The sequence below is a fragment of the Mycolicibacterium sp. XJ870 genome (genome assembly GCF_053483975.1).
This window is the reverse complement of sequence record NZ_JBEFTI010000001.1, coordinates 529,762-545,252: the sequence shown is the minus strand read 5'-3', so window position 1 is coordinate 545,252 and position 15,491 is coordinate 529,762. Positions and strand designations below refer to the sequence as shown.

Genomic DNA, 15,491 nt, shown 5'->3' with positions numbered 1-15,491 from the left:
CGGCGGTAGCCGCCGTCATGCCGGTCGCGCCGGCCGTCCTAGCCACGGGCCTGCCCGTTGCCAGTGCCGCGCCGTGCCCCGACGTCGAAGTGGTGTTCGCCCGCGGGCGTACCGAGCCGGCGGGGATCGGAACGCTCGGCAACGCGTTCGTCAATGCCGTGCGCTCCAAGACTGACAAGAACATCGGCACGTATGCGGTGAGGTACCCCGCCGACAGCGAGATCGACGTCGGCGCCAACGACATGAGCCGGCACATCCAGTACATGATGGACAATTGCCCCGACACCCGGTTGGTGATCGGTGGCTACTCGTTGGGTGCGGCGGTCGCCGATGTAGTGCTGGCCATTCCGTTCACCGGCTTCGGCTTCAAGACCCCGCTGCCGGCGGGTGCCGAGAACCACATTGCCGCGGTCGCGCTATTCGGCAACGGCGCCGCGTGGATCGGCCCGATCACGAACTTCAGCCCGCTCTACGGCGACAAGACCATCGAGTTGTGTCACGGCGCAGACCCGATCTGCAACCCCGCCGACCCAGACACCTGGCGCAACAACTGGCCAGATCATCTCGCCGGCGCGTACATCGACGGTGGAATGGTCAATCAGGCCGCTGACTTCGTTGCAGGCCGGCTCTAGTCGGCGGTGCGTACATCGCGAGTCACCCGATTGCGCGCGTCAAGCTGATCGTCAGGCGGGTAATCCACGCCGACCAGGGTCAGCCCGCGCGCCGGGGCGGCGGCGAAATCACTGGACCGGCTCGTCGCACTGAGCAGGCTTGCGGTCCAGTCCGTTTCACGACGGCCCTCCCCTACCTTCAACAGCGCGCCGATGAGGGACCGGACCATGTTCCAGCAGAAGGCGTCTGCGGTCACGTAGGCCGTCACGTAGTCGCCTTCGCGTACCCAGTCCAGTCGCTGTAGGTCCCGGATCGTCGTGGCGCCGGGCCGATGGCGGCAGAACGCCGCGAAATCGTGCAGGCCCAACAGTTCCTGCGAGGCGGCCGTCATCACTTCGACGTTCAGCGGGTGCGACCAAGGAGTCACAAAGCGCGCATCCTGCGGCTCCACCCCGTATGGCGCAGTGCTCAGGCGGTAGATGTAGTGCCGGCGCAGCGCCGAAAATCTCGCATCGAAACCCGATGGGGCGCGGACGATATCGCGGACCCGCACATCGGCGGGTAGGAACTTCGACAGCCTGCGGATCAACGCGGTGAACTCGGCTTCGGACGCCCGTGGGGTGCGCGGATAGGCGTGCGGCAAAGCATCCGTCGGCACATCGACGTGTGCCACCTGACCCGTGGCATGCACGCCGGTGTCGGTGCGCCCGGCCGTCCGCGTCACCACCGGAGTGCGGAACACCGTCGACAACGTCTCGTCGATCACCCCGGCGACGGTCCGCTGTCCGACCTGCGCTGCCCAGCCGGCGAAATCGGTGCCGTCGTAGGCAACGTCGAGCCGCAGGCGGATAAATGCGACATGCCCGCCACCGGAATCGGTGGCGGGCATGTTCACAGCGTTACCGCTAGGACTTGTCTGCATCCTTGGAGTCAGCCTCATCCGTCGTCTCGGTCTCAGCCTTGGCCTCTTCGGCCTCAGCCGGAGCCTCGGTTGCCTCGTCAGCCTTGACCTCGTCAGCCTTGACCTCGTCAGCCTTCGGCTCCTCAGCCTTGGCCTGCGACGCGGCGGCGCGACGTGCGCGGTCCGCCTCGGACGTCACGGTCTTCTCCCGCACCAGCTCGATGACCGCCATGGGGGCGTTGTCGCCCTTGCGGTTCTCGACCTTGATGATGCGGGTGTAGCCACCGGCGCGATCGGCGAAGAACGGGCCGATCTCGGCGAACAGAACGTGCACGACGTCCTTGTCGCGGATCTTCTTCATCACCTCACGCCGGTTGTGCAGCGTGCCCTTCTTGGCATGGGTGATGAGCTTCTCCGCGTAGGGCCGCAACGCCCGCGCCTTGGGCTCGGTCGTCTTGATGCGGCCGTGCTCGAACAGCGAGGTGGCCAGGTTGGCCAGAAGCGCCTTCTGGTGCGAAGACGACCCGCCGAGGCGAGGACCCTTGGTGGGCTTGGGCATTGCAGACTCCTAATTGGGGCCGGCCCCCGTATCAGGTAGGACCGGGACGGTTCGGGCGGGTAGAGCTGGGTGGGAATGTGCCCGTTACAGCTGTTCGGTTTCGGCGTAGTCCTGGTTGTCGTCCAGGTCGTAGCCGGCGTCGCTGGTCCAGGTACCGGTGGCGGCGTCGTAACCGGCAACCTCGGACGGATCGAACGTGGCCGGGCTGTCCTTGAGCGAGAGACCGAGCTGGTGCAGCTTGATCTTCACCTCGTCGATGGACTTCTGGCCGAAGTTGCGGATGTCCAGCAGGTCGGACTCCGTGCGGGCGACGAGCTCGCCCACCGTGTGCACACCCTCGCGCTTGAGGCAGTTGTACGAGCGGACGGTCAGGTCCAGGTCGTCGATCGGCAGCGCGAAGCTGGCGATGTGGTCGGCCTCGGCCGGCGACGGCCCGATCTCGATGCCCTCGGCCTCGACGTTGAGTTCCCGTGCCAGACCGAACAATTCGACCAGGGTCTTACCGGCCGACGCCAGGGCGTCGCGCGGGCTGATCGAGTTCTTGGTCTCGACGTCGAGAATCAGCTTGTCGAAGTCGGTGCGCTGCTCGACGCGGGTGGCCTCCACCTTGTAGGTGACCTTCAGCACCGGCGAGTAGATCGAATCGACCGGGATGCGGCCGATCTCGGCGCCCGACGCCTTGTTCTGCACGGCGGGGACGTAACCGCGGCCGCGCTCGACGACGAGCTCGACCTCCAGCTTGCCCTTGTCGTTCAGGGTGGCGATGTGCATGTCGGGGTTGTGCACCGTCACACCGGCCGGCGGCACGATGTCACCGGCGGTGACCGCACCCGGGCCCTGCTTGCGCAGGTACATGGTGACCGGCTCGTCCTCCTCGGAGGACACGACCAGGCCCTTGAGGTTCAGGATGATGTCGGTGACGTCTTCCTTCACCCCGGGGACAGTGGTGAACTCGTGCAGCACACCGTCGATGCGGATGCTGGTGACCGCCGCGCCCGGGATGGACGACAGCAGCGTGCGCCGCAGCGAGTTGCCCAGGGTGTAACCGAAACCGGGCTCCAGGGGTTCGATGACGAACTTGGAGCGGTTTTCGGCGACGCTCTCCTCGGACAGTGTGGGTCGCTGAGAAATCAGCATGGTGTTCTTCTCCTTCTCGGCACCCGCTATTTGATGCCGTCTGGTGTTGATGGTCGGGCGACCCTCAACATGTGCGGCCTTCGGCCGCGAAATCGGTTACTTCGAGTAGAACTCGACGATGAGCTGCTCGGCGAGAGGCACCTGGATCTGCGCCCGCTCGGGCAGCTGGTGAACCAGGATCCGCTGACGCTCGCCGACGACCTGCAGCCACGACGGGATCGGCCGCTCACCGGCGGTCTGCCGGGCAACCTCGAACGGCAGGGTGTTCAGCGACTTTTCCTTGACATCGATGATGTCGTACTGCGCCACCCGGTAGCTCGGGATGTCCACCTTCACACCGTTGACGGTGAAGTGGCCGTGGCTGACCAGCTGACGCGCCATGCGGCGGGTCCGGGCCAGGCCGGCGCGGTACACGACGTTGTCCAGCCTGCTTTCCAGGATCTGCAGCAGGTTCTCGCCGGTCTTTCCGGAGTGGCGGTTGGCCTCTTCGTAGTACTTGCGGAACTGCTTCTCCATCACGCCGTAGGTGAAGCGGGCCTTCTGCTTCTCCTGCAGCTGAGTGCGGTACTCGCTCTCCTTGATCCGCGCGCGGCCATGCTGGCCGGGCGGGTAGGGGCGCTTCTCGAACGACTGGTCACCACCGACGAGGTCGACGCCGAGGCGGCGCGACTTGCGGGTGACGGGTCCCGTATAACGAGCCATGAGTCTGCTATCTCCTTCTAGACCCGGCGCCGCTTGGGCGGACGGCAGCCGTTGTGCGGCTGCGGAGTGACATCGGAAATTGCGCCAACCTCGAGGCCGGCGGCCTGCAGCGAGCGGATCGCGGTCTCGCGGCCCGAACCCGGGCCCTTCACGAAGACATCGACCTTCTTGACACCGTGCTCCTGCGCCTTGCGGGCGGCATTCTCGGCGGCCAGCTGTGCGGCGAATGGGGTCGACTTACGCGAACCCTTGAAGCCGACGTGACCCGACGAGGCCCAGGCGATGACGTTGCCCTGGGGATCGGTGATCGACACGATGGTGTTGTTGAAGGTGCTCTTGATGTGAGCAGCGCCGTGCGGGACGTTCTTCTTTTCCCTGCGGCGGGTCTTCTGACCCTTCTTGGCGGCGGTGCCGCCCTTCTTTGCCTGTGCCATCCGGGGTTACCTGGCCTTCTTCTTGCCGGCGATGGTGCGCTTCGGGCCCTTGCGGGTGCGCGCGTTGGTCTTGGTCCGCTGGCCGCGCACCGGCAGACCACGGCGGTGCCGCAGGCCCTGGTAGCAGCCGATCTCGATCTTCCGGCGAATGTCGGCCTGCACCTCACGGCGCAGGTCACCCTCAACCTTGAGGTTGCCTTCGATGTATTCGCGCAGCTGGGACACCTGATCGTCGGTCAGGTCCTTCGTGCGCATCTCCTTGTCGATGCCGGTGGCGGCAAGGATCTCCTGGGAGCGGGTACGGCCAATGCCGTAGATGTAGGTCAGCGCGATCTCCATGCGCTTGTCGCGCGGAAGATCTACGCCCACAAGTCGAGCCATGTGTGCATTCCTCTTGCTATGCGGAGGTCTTTTCCCAGTCCGTCCCCTCATCTATGTGGGGCCCCGGCCTCCGTTCCGGGGGTGCATGAGCGGCCTATCCACTCACTGGCGCTGGGAGGTCATCATTCAGTTGTGGGTGCCGGCAGCTCGGGGCCTGTTCAGCCTTGCCGCTGCTTGTGGCGCGGATCGCTGCAGATCACCATGACCCGCCCATGCCGGCGGATCACCCTGCACTTATCGCAGATGGGCTTGACGCTCGGGTTCACCTTCACGGCTGTTCGATCCTTCTAGGTCTGTCGGTGACGGGCGCTGGCGCTCGTCACTGTCTCTCGTCGTTTGCGGTCGGGCTATTTCGTCACTTGTACCGGTACACAATGCGGCCCCGGGACAGGTCATAGGGAGAGAGCTCCACCACTACCCGGTCCTCGGGCAGGATGCGGATGTAGTGCTGCCGCATCTTCCCGCTGATGTGGGCCAGGACCTTGTGTCCGTTCTCCAGCTCAATGCGGAACATCGCATTGGGCAGGGGTTCGACCACGCGACCCTCGACCTCGATCGCACCGTCTTTCTTGGCCATACTGTCTGGCGATCCTTGCTTTCGTTTCGTATCGTGCGCCCGTCGGCACAGCGACTATCCGACTTAAAAACGTGAGCCGAATCGAGAGAGATTCCAGAAAATCCAGAACGGGGCACGCAGAAAGTCGGGCGGAAGCCGCACCGTTGGTCCACAATACCCGCTTATCGGCCTGGGCCAAAATCACGGCTGGCCAGCGCAGAGCCACCGAATATTCATGCGCGCAAGCGCCCCGGGACACGCGACAATGGTCCATAGTGAGCTGCGCCACCCACGGCGTGCCAGTTGTGCCGCCCCAGCGGCCTGAAATCGGAGACAGAACACGTGATGGCTGTGTACCTGGCGGCGTTCATCGTCGGCGCGGTGGCGGTGCTGTCCGCACTGTTGCTGTCCGATGTCGGGCACGGCGACGGGATGCCGTTCCTGAGCCTCACCGCCATCTCGGCTGCGCTGGTCGGAGCAGGAACGGGCGGCATGATCGGCACCTGGCTGGGGTTGGGCGTCTTCGCGACCGCGCTGGTGGCCGCGGCGTGCGCCGTCGTTTTGGTGTTCGTCCTCAACGGTCTGCTCCTGCCTTATCTGCGCAAGCAACAGTCCAACTCTCACAAAGGCAGGTCCTCGTACATCGGGCTACTCGGCACAGTGACTCTTGAGGTGCCTGCCGACGGCTGGGGCGAGGTGTCCTTCGTCGACGCCGACGGCAACCGCGTGTTCTCTCGCGCCAAGAGCGACGAACCGGCCGCCCTGCCCAAGTCCACTCCCATCTATATCGCCGATATCGACTCCGATTTCGTTCACGTCGTCGCGGTACCCGAGCACTGATCCGAGAAAGGCACCTAAGTGTCCACGCTGATGATCGTCGTCCTGGCCGCCATCGCCGCCATCCTGATCCTGGTGGTGCTGCCGCTGGTGTACGTGAAGAACTACATCAAGGTCCCGCCGAACGAGGTGGCGGTGTTCACCGGCCGGGGCACCCCGAAAGTGGTCCGCGGCGGTGCCCGCTTCCGGATGCCCGGCATCGAGCGGGTCGACATCATGAGCCTGGAACCGTTCAACGTCAGCATCAACCTGCAGAATGCGTTGTCCAACAACGGCGTACCGGTCAACGTGGAGGCCGTCGGGCTGGTCCGCATCGGCTCGGCCGACGAAGCCGTACAGACCGCGGTGCAGCGCTTCCTCACCTCCGACCTCAACGAACTGCAGCGGCAGATCAACGAGATCCTGGCCGGCTCGCTGCGCGGCATCACCGCCACCATGACCGTCGAGGACCTCAACTCCAACCGCGACACCCTTGCCCGCAGTGTGGTCGAGGAGGCCGGCGGCGATCTGGCCCGCATCGGCATGGAGGTCGATGTGCTGAAGATCGCCGGTATCTCCGACGGCAACGATTACCTCAAGTCACTGGGGCAGCGGCGCATCGCCGAGGTCAAGCGCGACGCCACCGTCGGCACCGCCGAGGCCGAACGCGACGCACAGATCAGGTCGGCCAAGGCTCGGCAGGAAGGATCGATCGCCCAAGCCGAGGCCGACACCGCGATCGCGAGCGCCAACCAGAAGCGCGATGTCGAGCTGGCCCGGTTGCGTGCGCAAACCGAGGCCGAGAACGCCCAAGCTGACCAGGCCGGACCGCTTGCCAACGCACGGGCCCAGAAGGACGTCGGCATCGCCACCGAACAGGCCGAGGCGGCCCGCGTGCAGGCTCGCATCGAGGTTGAGCAACGTCGTGCAGAGCAGGCGCAAGCGGCGCTGCAGGCCGACGTCATCGCCCCGGCGGAGGCGCAGCGGCAGGCCGACGTCGCCAGGGCCGAGGGTCAGCGACAGGCCGCGATCCTGGCCGCGGAAGCCAGCGCGGAGTCAGCGCGGCGGGCTGGGCAGGCCGAGGCCGATGCCCGCAAGGCCGCCGCCGACGCGCTGCGGGTCGAACAGCAGGCCGAGGCGGACAGCCTGCAGGCCAAGCTGATCGCCGAGGCGGCAGGCAAGAAGGAGCTCGCGGACGCGTTGCGCGTCGAGCAGCACGCCGAAGCCGCCGGTATCGAGGCCAAGCTGCTCGCCGAGGCGAACGGTAAGAAGGAGATCGCGGCCGCGCTGAACAGCTACACCGCCGAAGCGGCCCGGATGCTGATGTTGCCGGATGTGCTGGAGTCGGTCGTCAAGGCCACCGCGGCGGCCGCGACGCCGCTCGCCGAGATCGAGCGGCTGTCCATCATCGGCGGCGCCGGGGACACCCAGGACGCAGTGGGCGGTCTGCTGGGGGTCAGCCCGTTGGCGGTGGCCAAGATCATCGAGTCACTCAAGTCGTCGGGCATCGACGTGGCCGCGATGCTCAATCGCCCCGACGCTCCGACACCACCGGTGCCCACCGAAGGCAATGGATCGCTGTCGCACGTGGACTAGCAGCGGTCGAGAAAGAAAATCGCTGGCCTGGGAGCGCATAATTGCAAGCGATATGACTGGACCCGCTCCCCAGCCCCGCAAGCCCGTAATCCTCACCGTCGACGACGACCCCGCTGTGTCCCGTGCGGTGGCGCGTGACCTGCGCCGGCACTACGGCGAGCGGTATCGCATCGTGCGGGCGGAATCGGGTCCGGACGCCCTGGAAACTCTCAACGAGCTGAAGCTGCGCGGCGACACCGTGGCGGTGTTCGTGGCCGACTACCGGATGCCGCAGATGAGCGGCATCGAGTTCCTGGAAGCGGCCATGGATCTCTACCCGATGGCCCGCCGCGTGCTGCTCACGGCCTATGCCGACACCACCGCGGCGATCGCGGCGATCAACATCGTCGACTTGGACCACTACCTGCTCAAGCCGTGGGATCCGCCGGAGGAGAAGCTCTACCCGGTGATCGACGCTCTGCTCGAGGCCTGGCAAGCCGTCGGCGACCGGGCCATCCCGCACACCAAGGTGATCGGGCACCAATGGAGTCCGCGGTCCTGGGAGGTGCGCCAGTTCCTGGCCCGAAACCAGCACACCTACCGTGCGTTCACCGCCGACGAGCCCAAGGGCCGGCAGTTGCTGGACGCGGCCGGGCTTGACGGCCTGCAGTTGCCGGTGGTGATCACCGAAGGTGGCGAGACGCTCGTCGAGCCCACTGACGGTGAGCTCGCCGACATGCTCGGGCTCTCCACCACGCCGTCGCTGACCATGTACGACCTTGCGGTTATCGGCGGCGGGCCGGCGGGGCTGGCCGCAGCGGTGTACGGCGCGTCCGAGGGACTCAAGACGGTGCTCATCGAGGGCACCACCACGGGCGGGCAGGCCGGTCGCAGTTCGCGAATCGAGAACTACCTCGGCTTCCCCACCGGTGTCTCCGGAGCCGAACTTGCGACGTCGGCGCGCCGGCAGGCCGAACGGTTCGGCGCCGAGGTCATCACCACGCGCGAGGCCACCGCGCTCGACATCGCCGGTGCAGCCCGCACCATCACGTTCGCCGACGGGGACACCATCGGCGCCCGCGCGGTCATCCTCGCCACCGGGGTCGACTATCGCCAGCTTCCGATCCCTGGCTGCTGGGACGATCCCCAGAACCCGGTCAACTACGTCGGCCGCGGGGTGTACTACGGGGCCTCGGTCTCCGACGCGTCGGAATGCCAGGGTGAGGACGTCTACATCGTCGGCGGCGCCAACTCCGCCGGCCAGGCGGCGATGTTCATGTCCCGGGGCGCCAACTCGGTGACGCTGCTGGTCCGCGGCCCGTCGCTGGAAGCGTCGATGTCGTACTACCTGATCCAGCAGATCGAGCAGACCCCGAACATTCACGTCAGGACCTGTACCGAGGTGGTCGGCGCGATCGGTGAGGACGACCATCTCGTCGGCCTGGTGCTGCACAACAAGCGCACCGGGGAACGCGAGGAGGTGCGATCGTCCCGGATGTGCTGTTTCATCGGCGCGACGCCGCGCACCGACTGGCTCGACGGTGTGGTGGCCCGCGACGACCACGGTTTCATCCTGGCCGGGCCGGATCTGCGTGACGTGTGCGGCTGGACGCTGGAACGCCCGCCCCATCACCTGGAAACAAGTGTGCCCGGTGTGTTTGTTGCAGGGGATGTACGTGCGGAGTCCGCCAAACGAGTGGCGGCCGCGGTCGGCGAAGGGTCGATGGCGGTGATGCTGGTGCACCGTTACCTGGCGGAGGAGTGAACAGCGATGTGGACGGTTGGACGACAGATATGAGCGAAGTGTGTATTCGCGACGAGCTGCGGACGCTGTTCCTCTTCGAGCACCTCTCCGACGAGCAACTCGACACGCTGTGCGAGGCCGGGAGCATCGAGATATTTCCCGCCGGGCCGATCGTCACCGAGGGTGATCCGGCGACCTGCTTCTACGTGATGCTCGAGGGCGAGCTCATCATGTCGAAGCGCTCCGGAGGCGTCGACATCCAGACCAACCGCACCTCGCAGCGCGGCGTCTACTTCGGCGCCTGGTCGGCCTATATCCCCGGTGAGGCACACATCTACGAGGCATCGGTCCGGCTGACGCAGCCGTCTCGGGTCTTCGTGCTGGACGCCAACGCGTTCGCCGCATTTATGCAGGCTCAGTTCCCGATGGCCGTGCACCTACTCGAAGGCCACAAAGTCGGCGGCCGGCGGCAGAGCCAGATCATCGGTCAACGTGAGAAGCTGCTGGCCCTGGGCACCATCACCGCGGGGCTGACCCACCAGCTGAACAATCCGGCGGCAGCGACCGGGCGCGCAGTCGCCGACCTGCGCGAAGGTGTCGGCAAGATGCGCCACAAGCTGGCGATGCTGGCCGATGGCAAGTTCACCCCGGAAGCGTTGCGGGTGCTGATCACCATCCAGGATGAGGTGGCCGAGCAGGTCGCCAAGAGCAAGGGCCTGGAGCTCACCGCCCTGGAGACCGCCGACCGCGAGGAGCAGATAGGCGACTGGCTCGAGGACCACGGGATCGCGAGCGCCTGGGATTATGCGCCGACGTTCGTCGAGGCGGGTCTCGACATCGATTGGCTGGAACGCATCGAGGCGTCGGTCGATGATGTCGACGCGTCGGCATCGCTGCAGGGTGCCATCGGCTGGCTGAAATACACGATCGACACCGAGCTGCGCATGAACGAGATCGCCGAGGCAAGCAAGCGGATTTCGGCGCTGCTCGCCGGCGCCAAGCAGTACTCGCAGATGGACCGGGGCGCCTACCAGAGCGCCGATGTGCACGAGCTGCTGCGAAGCACGCTGATGATGTTCGGCGGCAAGATCGGCAAGGACAAGCCGGTCATCCTGGTCAAGGACATGGACAAGTCGCTGCCCGAATTGCAGTGCTACCCAGGCGATCTCAATCAGGTATGGACCAACATCATCGACAATGCCATCCAGGCCATGGACGGGCACGGCACCCTGACCATCCGCACATCGCGCGAGACCGACGAGATGATCCGCGTCGAGATCTGCGATGACGGCCCGGGCATTCCCGAGGAGGACATCGGCCGCATCTTCACGCCGTTCTTCACCACCAAACCGTTCGGCGAGGGCACCGGCCTCGGTCTCGATCTGGCCTGGCGCATCGTGGTGGAGAAGCACAACGGCGATCTGCGGGTGCAGTCCGAACCGGGCAACACGCGTTTCATCGTGCTGTTGCCGATCCAGGCCCCAGCGCCGACAGCGGGATCCGACAGCTGAAGCCGAGCGTCACGCGGTCAGCGCGACGACCGCCACGATCACCGGTACGGACATGATCGTGCTGATGAGTGTCGCGTCCCTTGCGAGTGTTTCACCGCGGCGGTAGAGCGCCGCATAGGTGTTGATGTTCTGCGCCGACGGCAGCGCAGCCAGCACGGTGACGATCTCCAGCTGGTGATGATCGGCGCCAAGCGCCCACGCCACGCCGTAGGCGACGGCCGGCATCACCAGGACCTTGAACCCCACGCTCAGGACCAGCTCGCTGCGGGGTGTGTGGCCGTCACCCCGGGTGCGAGCACTCAGCGATATTCCGAACGCGAGCAGCACAGTGGGTACGGCGAGGGCGGCGAGTAGTTCCAGAGGGTCGCGCAACACCTGGGGAAGGTCGACGTCCGCCTCGGCGAGAACCAACCCGATTGCGCTCGCCGCGATGATCGGGTTGGTGAACAAACTCACCAGGCGCCGGGCGGTCGACTTGTGCTGGGAGTTCTCCGCATCGAGGATTCCGAGGCTGATCGGTGCCAGAACAAGGATCTGGAACAGGATGATCGCCGACACTTCGGTGGTGCTGCCCAGCACGTAGGTGCTGATCGGGATGCCTAGATTCCCCGCGTTGACGTAGGAGGCCAGCATCGACCCGATGACGGTTTCGCCGCGAGGGCGACGCATCAGCTTGGCCACGAGGAAGTACAGCGCATACACGACGAGCGCAGCGATGGCCGAAGCCAACAGCAAGGGCGAAAAGACTTGGGACAGTTCGGCATCGGCGAGCCCGAGCAGCATCAACGCCGGAACGCCGATGTGAAACGCCGCGCGATTGAGCACCATTCTCGCGTTGTCGCCGAGCACGCCGCGGCGACCCACGATGATGCCGACCACGATGACGGTCGCAATGACAGCGAAGGCCTGTAATACAGCCAGCAACTACAGGTCCTTCCGTCTGATGAGTCGTCTCCTCGCGTGAACTGTTTTCTTCGCGCGCGGAAAAGTATCGCGTAATGCGCCTCGCAGTTCGAATCGCTGCGATTCGGAATACGCCCCGGCGGGGGTGCGGTTGACTTCGACCATGGCAGAGAACACAGGCACCAAACCCGATCTCGGCAAGTTCGGCTCATTCGGCATGGGCGTGACACCGGGCCAGGCCAAAGAAATCGAGGCGCTGGGCTACGGCGCGGTCTGGGTCGGTGGTTCACCGCCGGCAGCGCTGGAGTGGGTCGAGCCGATCCTGGAGGCCACCACCACGCTGCAGGTGGCCACGGGCATCGTCAATGTCTGGACCGCGGCGCCTGGTCCGGTTGCCGAATCCTTCCACCGCATCGAGGCCGCCTATCCCGGGCGCTTCCTGCTCGGCATCGGCGTCGGACACCGCGAAGCGCACACCGAGTACCGCAAACCGCTCGACGCGCTGACCGAATACCTCGACAAGCTCGACGAGTACGGGGTGCCCGAACACCGCCGGGTCGTCGCCGCACTGGGCCCGAAGGTGCTGCGGCTGTCCGCGGACCGCTCCGCCGGCGCACACCCGTACCTGACCACGCCCGAGCACACCGCACAGGCTCGCGAACTGATCGGGCCGGACGCCTTCCTCGCCCCCGAGCACAAGGCCGTGCTGACCACCGATGCGGACAAGGCACGGGCGGTCGGCCGCAAGGCGCTCGACGTCTACCTGGGCCTGACCAATTACCTGAACAACTTCAAACGGCTCGGCTTCACCGACGAGGATCTCGCCAAGCCCGGCAGCGACCGGTTCATCGACGCCGTCGTCGCGTATGGCACCGTGGATGCCGTCGCCGCGCGCCTACGTCAGCATCTGGACGCCGGCGCCGACCACGTACCCGTGCAGGTGCTGACCTCACCGGACAAACTGGTGCCGGCACTGGCCGAACTCGCCGGGCCACTCGGCCTGGCCTGACTGAAGGGCCTGGACTTCATGACAGATGCACTTTCGCTCAAGCCCGATCTCGGCCGCTACGGCGTCTGGACTTTCGGCGCCGTAAAACCCGACCAGGCCGCCCAGATCGAGCAGTTGGGCTACGGCGCGGTGTGGATCGGCGGCTCCCCCGCGGCCGACCTGTCGTCCGTCGAACCGATCCTGGAGAACACCGAGGGGCTGCAGGTCGCCACCGGCATCATCAACATCTGGACGGCCGACGCCAACGAGGTGGCCGAATCTTTCCACCGCATCGAGGCCGCACATCCGGGCCGGTTCGTGCTCGGCGTGGGCGTGGGCCATCCCGAGCACACCGATGAATACCGCAAACCGTACGACGCGCTGGTCGAGTACATCGACGCGCTCGACGCCGCCAAGGTGCCGACCAGCCGCCTGGTGATCGCCGCGCTCGGCGACAAGGTGCTCAAGCTGTCCGCGCGGCGCAGCGCAGGTGCCCATCCGTACCTGACCACGCCGGAGCACACCGAACACGCCCGCCAGGTCTTGGGTGAAACGGTGTTCCTGGCACCCGAGCACAAGGTCGTGCTGAGCACCGACACCGCGGCGGCGCGTGCGGTGGGCCGCGAGACGGTCGACTTCTATCTGAATCTGAGCAACTATCTGAACAACTGGCGTCGGCTGGGATTCACCGACCGCGACGTCGCCAAGCCGGGCAGCGACAAGTTGATCGACGCGGTCGTCGCGCACGGCACCGCGGACAACATCGCCGCACGCCTGCGTCAACACGTCGCGGCGGGCGCCGACCATGTGGCCATCCAGGTGCTCGGCGGATGGGACAAGCTGATCCCGACACTCACCGAGCTCGCCGGTCCGTTGGAGCTGAAGGGGTAACCCCCCTCGCCCCAGCACCGCGAGCCCCGCACCGCGAACGTGCGGGTCTGCTGGCGACACGCCGCCAAAAGTCAGCACGATGCGCACGCTCGCACGTGACGAAGGTGCACGAAGTGCTTGCCGTTAGGGTTGACGCATGCGGTTGCTGGTCACCGGTGGAGCAGGGTTCATCGGCGCGAACTTCGTGCACCTCGCCTTGCGTGAGGCACGCACGACGTCGCTGACGGTGCTCGACGCACTCACCTACGCGGGCAGCCGTGAGTCACTCGCGCCGGTGGCCGACCGGATCCGGCTGGTAGAAGGCGATATCACCGATGCCGGCCTCGTTTCGGAGTTGGTCGCCGACGCCGACGCCGTCGTCCACTTCGCCGCCGAAACGCACGTCGACAATGCGCTCGCCGATCCGGAACCGTTCCTGCGCGCCAACGTGATCGGCACGTTCACGGTGTTGGAGGCCGTGCGCCGACATGGTGTACGCCTGCACCACGTCTCGACCGACGAGGTATACGGCGATCTGGAACTCGACGATCCCGCACGGTTCACCGAAGCCACGCCGTACAACCCGTCCAGCCCCTACTCCTCCACAAAGGCCGCCGCCGACCTGTTGGTGCGGGCCTGGGTGCGGTCTTACGGTGTGCGAGCGACGATCTCGAACTGCTCCAACAACTACGGCCCCTATCAGCATGTGGAGAAGTTCATCCCCCGCCAGATCACCAACATCCTCACGGGCAGGCGCCCGAAGCTCTACGGCGCGGGCGCCAACGTACGCGACTGGATCCATGTCGACGACCACAACAGCGCGGTGTGGAGAATCCTGGCCGATGGCCAGATGGGCCGCACCTACCTGATCGGTGCGGAATGTGAGCGTGACAACCTCACTGTCATGCGCACCCTACTGCGGCTCATGAACCGCGATCCGGACGACTTCGACCGGGTGACCGATCGCGCCGGCCATGATCTGCGCTACGCGATCGACCCGTCGACGTTGCACGACGAATTAGGTTGGGGGCCAAAGCACACCGACTTCGAGGATGGGCTTCAAGACACCATCGACTGGTATCGCTCCAACGAATCCTGGTGGGGCCCTTTAAAGGATGCTGTCGAGGCTTCATACCTGGAGCGTGGCCAATGAGCGCGCGCGAACTCAAGATCCCTGGGGCGTGGGAGATCACCCCGCAACTGCACGGCGATTCGCGTGGCCTGTTCTTCGAATGGTTCACCGATGCCGCATTCACCGAATTCGCCGGACACCGCTTCGATCTGCGTCAGGCCAACTGCTCGGTGTCGGCCGCCGGGGTGTTGCGAGGTGTGCATTTCGCCCAACTGCCGCCGAGTCAAGCCAAATACGTGACCTGCCTGCGTGGCGCGGTATTCGACGTGGTGGTCGACATCCGCGTCGGTTCACCGACTTTCGGACAGTGGGATTCAGTGCTGCTCGACGACCGCGACCGTCGCTCGATCTACCTCTCAGAGGGACTTGGCCACGCTTTCCTTGCTCTGGAAGACGATTCGACCGTCATGTACCTGTGCTCAGCACCCTATGCGCCGGAGCGCGAGCACACCATCCGGGCGACCGATCTCGGGATCGACTGGCCCGAGGGTCACGAACTGGTGCTGTCCGAGCGCGACGCCGCCGCGCCCACGCTGGACGAGGTCCACGCCGCAGGCTTGTTGCCGACGTGGGAGGACGCTCAGGCGTTTATCGAGGAACTCCGCCGAGACTGACGAAAAGGCTGCTGCGCCAAGGACAGATCGACCATTGCGTCGGTTTCACGCCGAAG

General features: G+C 65.8%; 18 protein-coding genes. 9 read left to right on the top strand and 9 right to left on the bottom strand.

The window, feature by feature from the left end:
* Window positions 1–17 precede the first annotated feature (17 nt).
* Window positions 18–632 carry a cutinase family protein gene (locus ABQF30_RS02720; RefSeq protein WP_448463382.1) on the top strand — a complete coding sequence of 205 codons (615 nt, stop codon included), beginning with the start codon at window positions 18–20 and terminating at the stop codon, window positions 630–632.
* Here the strand turns inward: ABQF30_RS02720 and truA are convergent.
* From truA to infA, 8 genes are all read right to left on the bottom strand, one after another.
* Window positions 629–1,501 (bottom strand): tRNA pseudouridine(38-40) synthase TruA, encoded by an 873-nt coding sequence (truA, locus tag ABQF30_RS02715; RefSeq protein ID WP_448460863.1) that lies wholly within the window; start codon window positions 1,499–1,501, stop codon window positions 629–631. The two genes, ABQF30_RS02720 and truA, sit on opposite strands and share 4 nt — an antisense overlap.
* Before the next feature lie 16 nt (window positions 1,502–1,517).
* Complete coding sequence (gene rplQ / locus ABQF30_RS02710) at window positions 1,518–2,072, bottom strand: 50S ribosomal protein L17 (RefSeq protein ID WP_448460861.1); 555 nt, start codon at window positions 2,070–2,072, stop codon at window positions 1,518–1,520.
* Window positions 2,073–2,156: 84 nt separating this feature from the next.
* Window positions 2,157–3,209 carry a DNA-directed RNA polymerase subunit alpha gene (locus tag ABQF30_RS02705; protein ID WP_067842444.1) on the bottom strand — a complete coding sequence of 351 codons (1,053 nt, stop codon included), beginning with the start codon at window positions 3,207–3,209 and terminating at the stop codon, window positions 2,157–2,159.
* 96 nt (window positions 3,210–3,305) lie between these two features.
* On the bottom strand, window positions 3,306–3,911 hold the full coding sequence (gene rpsD / locus ABQF30_RS02700; protein WP_448460859.1) for a 30S ribosomal protein S4: 606 nt from the start codon (window positions 3,909–3,911) through the stop codon (window positions 3,306–3,308).
* 17 nt (window positions 3,912–3,928) lie between these two features.
* Window positions 3,929–4,345 (bottom strand): 30S ribosomal protein S11, encoded by a 417-nt coding sequence (gene rpsK / locus ABQF30_RS02695; RefSeq protein WP_019512358.1) that lies wholly within the window; start codon window positions 4,343–4,345, stop codon window positions 3,929–3,931.
* A 6-nt stretch (window positions 4,346–4,351) separates the two neighbouring features.
* Window positions 4,352–4,726, bottom strand: coding sequence for a 30S ribosomal protein S13 (gene rpsM / locus ABQF30_RS02690; protein WP_448460857.1), 375 nt, complete (start codon window positions 4,724–4,726; stop codon window positions 4,352–4,354).
* 158 nt (window positions 4,727–4,884) lie between these two features.
* A complete protein-coding gene (rpmJ, locus tag ABQF30_RS02685) occupies window positions 4,885–4,998 on the bottom strand; it encodes a 50S ribosomal protein L36 (RefSeq protein ID WP_003879483.1) in 114 nt (37 codons plus the stop codon).
* An 83-nt stretch (window positions 4,999–5,081) separates the two neighbouring features.
* Window positions 5,082–5,303, bottom strand: coding sequence for a translation initiation factor IF-1 (gene infA, locus ABQF30_RS02680; protein ID WP_003418601.1), 222 nt, complete (start codon window positions 5,301–5,303; stop codon window positions 5,082–5,084).
* Window positions 5,304–5,627: 324 nt separating this feature from the next.
* Here infA and ABQF30_RS02675 point away from each other — a divergent pair, with 324 nt between their 5' ends.
* Genes ABQF30_RS02675 through ABQF30_RS02660 form a run of 4 tightly spaced genes read left to right on the top strand, consistent with a single transcriptional unit; the run spans window position 5,628 to window position 10,928 of the window.
* The gene (locus ABQF30_RS02675; protein WP_448460855.1) at window positions 5,628–6,122 is read left to right on the top strand and encodes an NfeD family membrane protein; all 495 of its coding nucleotides are present in this window, start codon (window positions 5,628–5,630) and stop codon (window positions 6,120–6,122) included.
* Between the two features lie 18 nt (window positions 6,123–6,140).
* A complete protein-coding gene (locus ABQF30_RS02670; RefSeq protein WP_448460854.1) occupies window positions 6,141–7,694 on the top strand; it encodes a flotillin family protein in 1,554 nt (517 codons plus the stop codon).
* A gap of 52 nt (window positions 7,695–7,746) precedes the next feature.
* Window positions 7,747–9,438 carry an NAD(P)/FAD-dependent oxidoreductase gene (locus ABQF30_RS02665; protein ID WP_448460852.1) on the top strand — a complete coding sequence of 564 codons (1,692 nt, stop codon included), beginning with the start codon at window positions 7,747–7,749 and terminating at the stop codon, window positions 9,436–9,438.
* 29 nt (window positions 9,439–9,467) lie between these two features.
* Window positions 9,468–10,928: a sensor histidine kinase gene (locus tag ABQF30_RS02660; RefSeq protein ID WP_448460850.1), complete on the top strand. Its 1,461-nt coding sequence runs from the start codon at window positions 9,468–9,470 to the stop codon at window positions 10,926–10,928.
* Between the two features lie 9 nt (window positions 10,929–10,937).
* Here ABQF30_RS02660 and ABQF30_RS02655 read toward each other — a convergent pair whose 3' ends face one another.
* The gene (locus ABQF30_RS02655; RefSeq protein ID WP_448460848.1) at window positions 10,938–11,852 is read right to left on the bottom strand and encodes an AEC family transporter; all 915 of its coding nucleotides are present in this window, start codon (window positions 11,850–11,852) and stop codon (window positions 10,938–10,940) included.
* A 142-nt stretch (window positions 11,853–11,994) separates the two neighbouring features.
* On the opposite strand from ABQF30_RS02655, the gene ABQF30_RS02650 reads away from it, so the two are divergent.
* From ABQF30_RS02650 to rfbC, 4 genes are all read left to right on the top strand, one after another.
* A complete protein-coding gene (locus ABQF30_RS02650) occupies window positions 11,995–12,840 on the top strand; it encodes an LLM class F420-dependent oxidoreductase (protein WP_448460846.1) in 846 nt (281 codons plus the stop codon).
* An 18-nt stretch (window positions 12,841–12,858) separates the two neighbouring features.
* Entirely contained in the window at window positions 12,859–13,710 is an 852-nt protein-coding gene (locus ABQF30_RS02645) for an LLM class F420-dependent oxidoreductase (RefSeq protein WP_448460844.1), read from the top strand.
* A gap of 136 nt (window positions 13,711–13,846) precedes the next feature.
* A complete protein-coding gene (gene rfbB, locus ABQF30_RS02640) occupies window positions 13,847–14,842 on the top strand; it encodes a dTDP-glucose 4,6-dehydratase (protein WP_448460842.1) in 996 nt (331 codons plus the stop codon).
* Complete coding sequence (rfbC, locus tag ABQF30_RS02635) at window positions 14,839–15,435, top strand: dTDP-4-dehydrorhamnose 3,5-epimerase (protein WP_448460840.1); 597 nt, start codon at window positions 14,839–14,841, stop codon at window positions 15,433–15,435. The genes rfbB and rfbC overlap by 4 nt, the downstream gene beginning before the upstream one ends.
* The last annotated feature ends 56 nt before the right edge of the window (window positions 15,436–15,491 follow it).

Coding starts and splice junctions, on each gene's coding strand:
- ABQF30_RS02675 (WP_448460855.1), top strand. CDS start 5,628: ATGGCTGTGTACCTGGCGGCGTTCATCGTCGGCGCGGTGGCGGTGCTG.
- rplQ (WP_448460861.1), bottom strand. CDS start 2,072: ATGCCCAAGCCCACCAAGGGTCCTCGCCTCGGCGGGTCGTCTTCGCAC.
- infA (WP_003418601.1), bottom strand. CDS start 5,303: ATGGCCAAGAAAGACGGTGCGATCGAGGTCGAGGGTCGCGTGGTCGAA.
- ABQF30_RS02720 (WP_448463382.1), top strand. CDS start 18: ATGCCGGTCGCGCCGGCCGTCCTAGCCACGGGCCTGCCCGTTGCCAGT.
- rpsD (WP_448460859.1), bottom strand. CDS start 3,911: ATGGCTCGTTATACGGGACCCGTCACCCGCAAGTCGCGCCGCCTCGGC.
- rfbB (WP_448460842.1), top strand. CDS start 13,847: ATGCGGTTGCTGGTCACCGGTGGAGCAGGGTTCATCGGCGCGAACTTC.
- ABQF30_RS02660 (WP_448460850.1), top strand. CDS start 9,468: ATGAGCGAAGTGTGTATTCGCGACGAGCTGCGGACGCTGTTCCTCTTC.
- rfbC (WP_448460840.1), top strand. CDS start 14,839: ATGAGCGCGCGCGAACTCAAGATCCCTGGGGCGTGGGAGATCACCCCG.
- ABQF30_RS02665 (WP_448460852.1), top strand. CDS start 7,747: ATGACTGGACCCGCTCCCCAGCCCCGCAAGCCCGTAATCCTCACCGTC.
- ABQF30_RS02650 (WP_448460846.1), top strand. CDS start 11,995: ATGGCAGAGAACACAGGCACCAAACCCGATCTCGGCAAGTTCGGCTCA.
- ABQF30_RS02645 (WP_448460844.1), top strand. CDS start 12,859: ATGACAGATGCACTTTCGCTCAAGCCCGATCTCGGCCGCTACGGCGTC.
- truA (WP_448460863.1), bottom strand. CDS start 1,501: ATGCCCGCCACCGATTCCGGTGGCGGGCATGTCGCATTTATCCGCCTG.
- ABQF30_RS02705 (WP_067842444.1), bottom strand. CDS start 3,209: ATGCTGATTTCTCAGCGACCCACACTGTCCGAGGAGAGCGTCGCCGAA.
- rpsK (WP_019512358.1), bottom strand. CDS start 4,345: ATGGCACAGGCAAAGAAGGGCGGCACCGCCGCCAAGAAGGGTCAGAAG.
- rpsM (WP_448460857.1), bottom strand. CDS start 4,726: ATGGCTCGACTTGTGGGCGTAGATCTTCCGCGCGACAAGCGCATGGAG.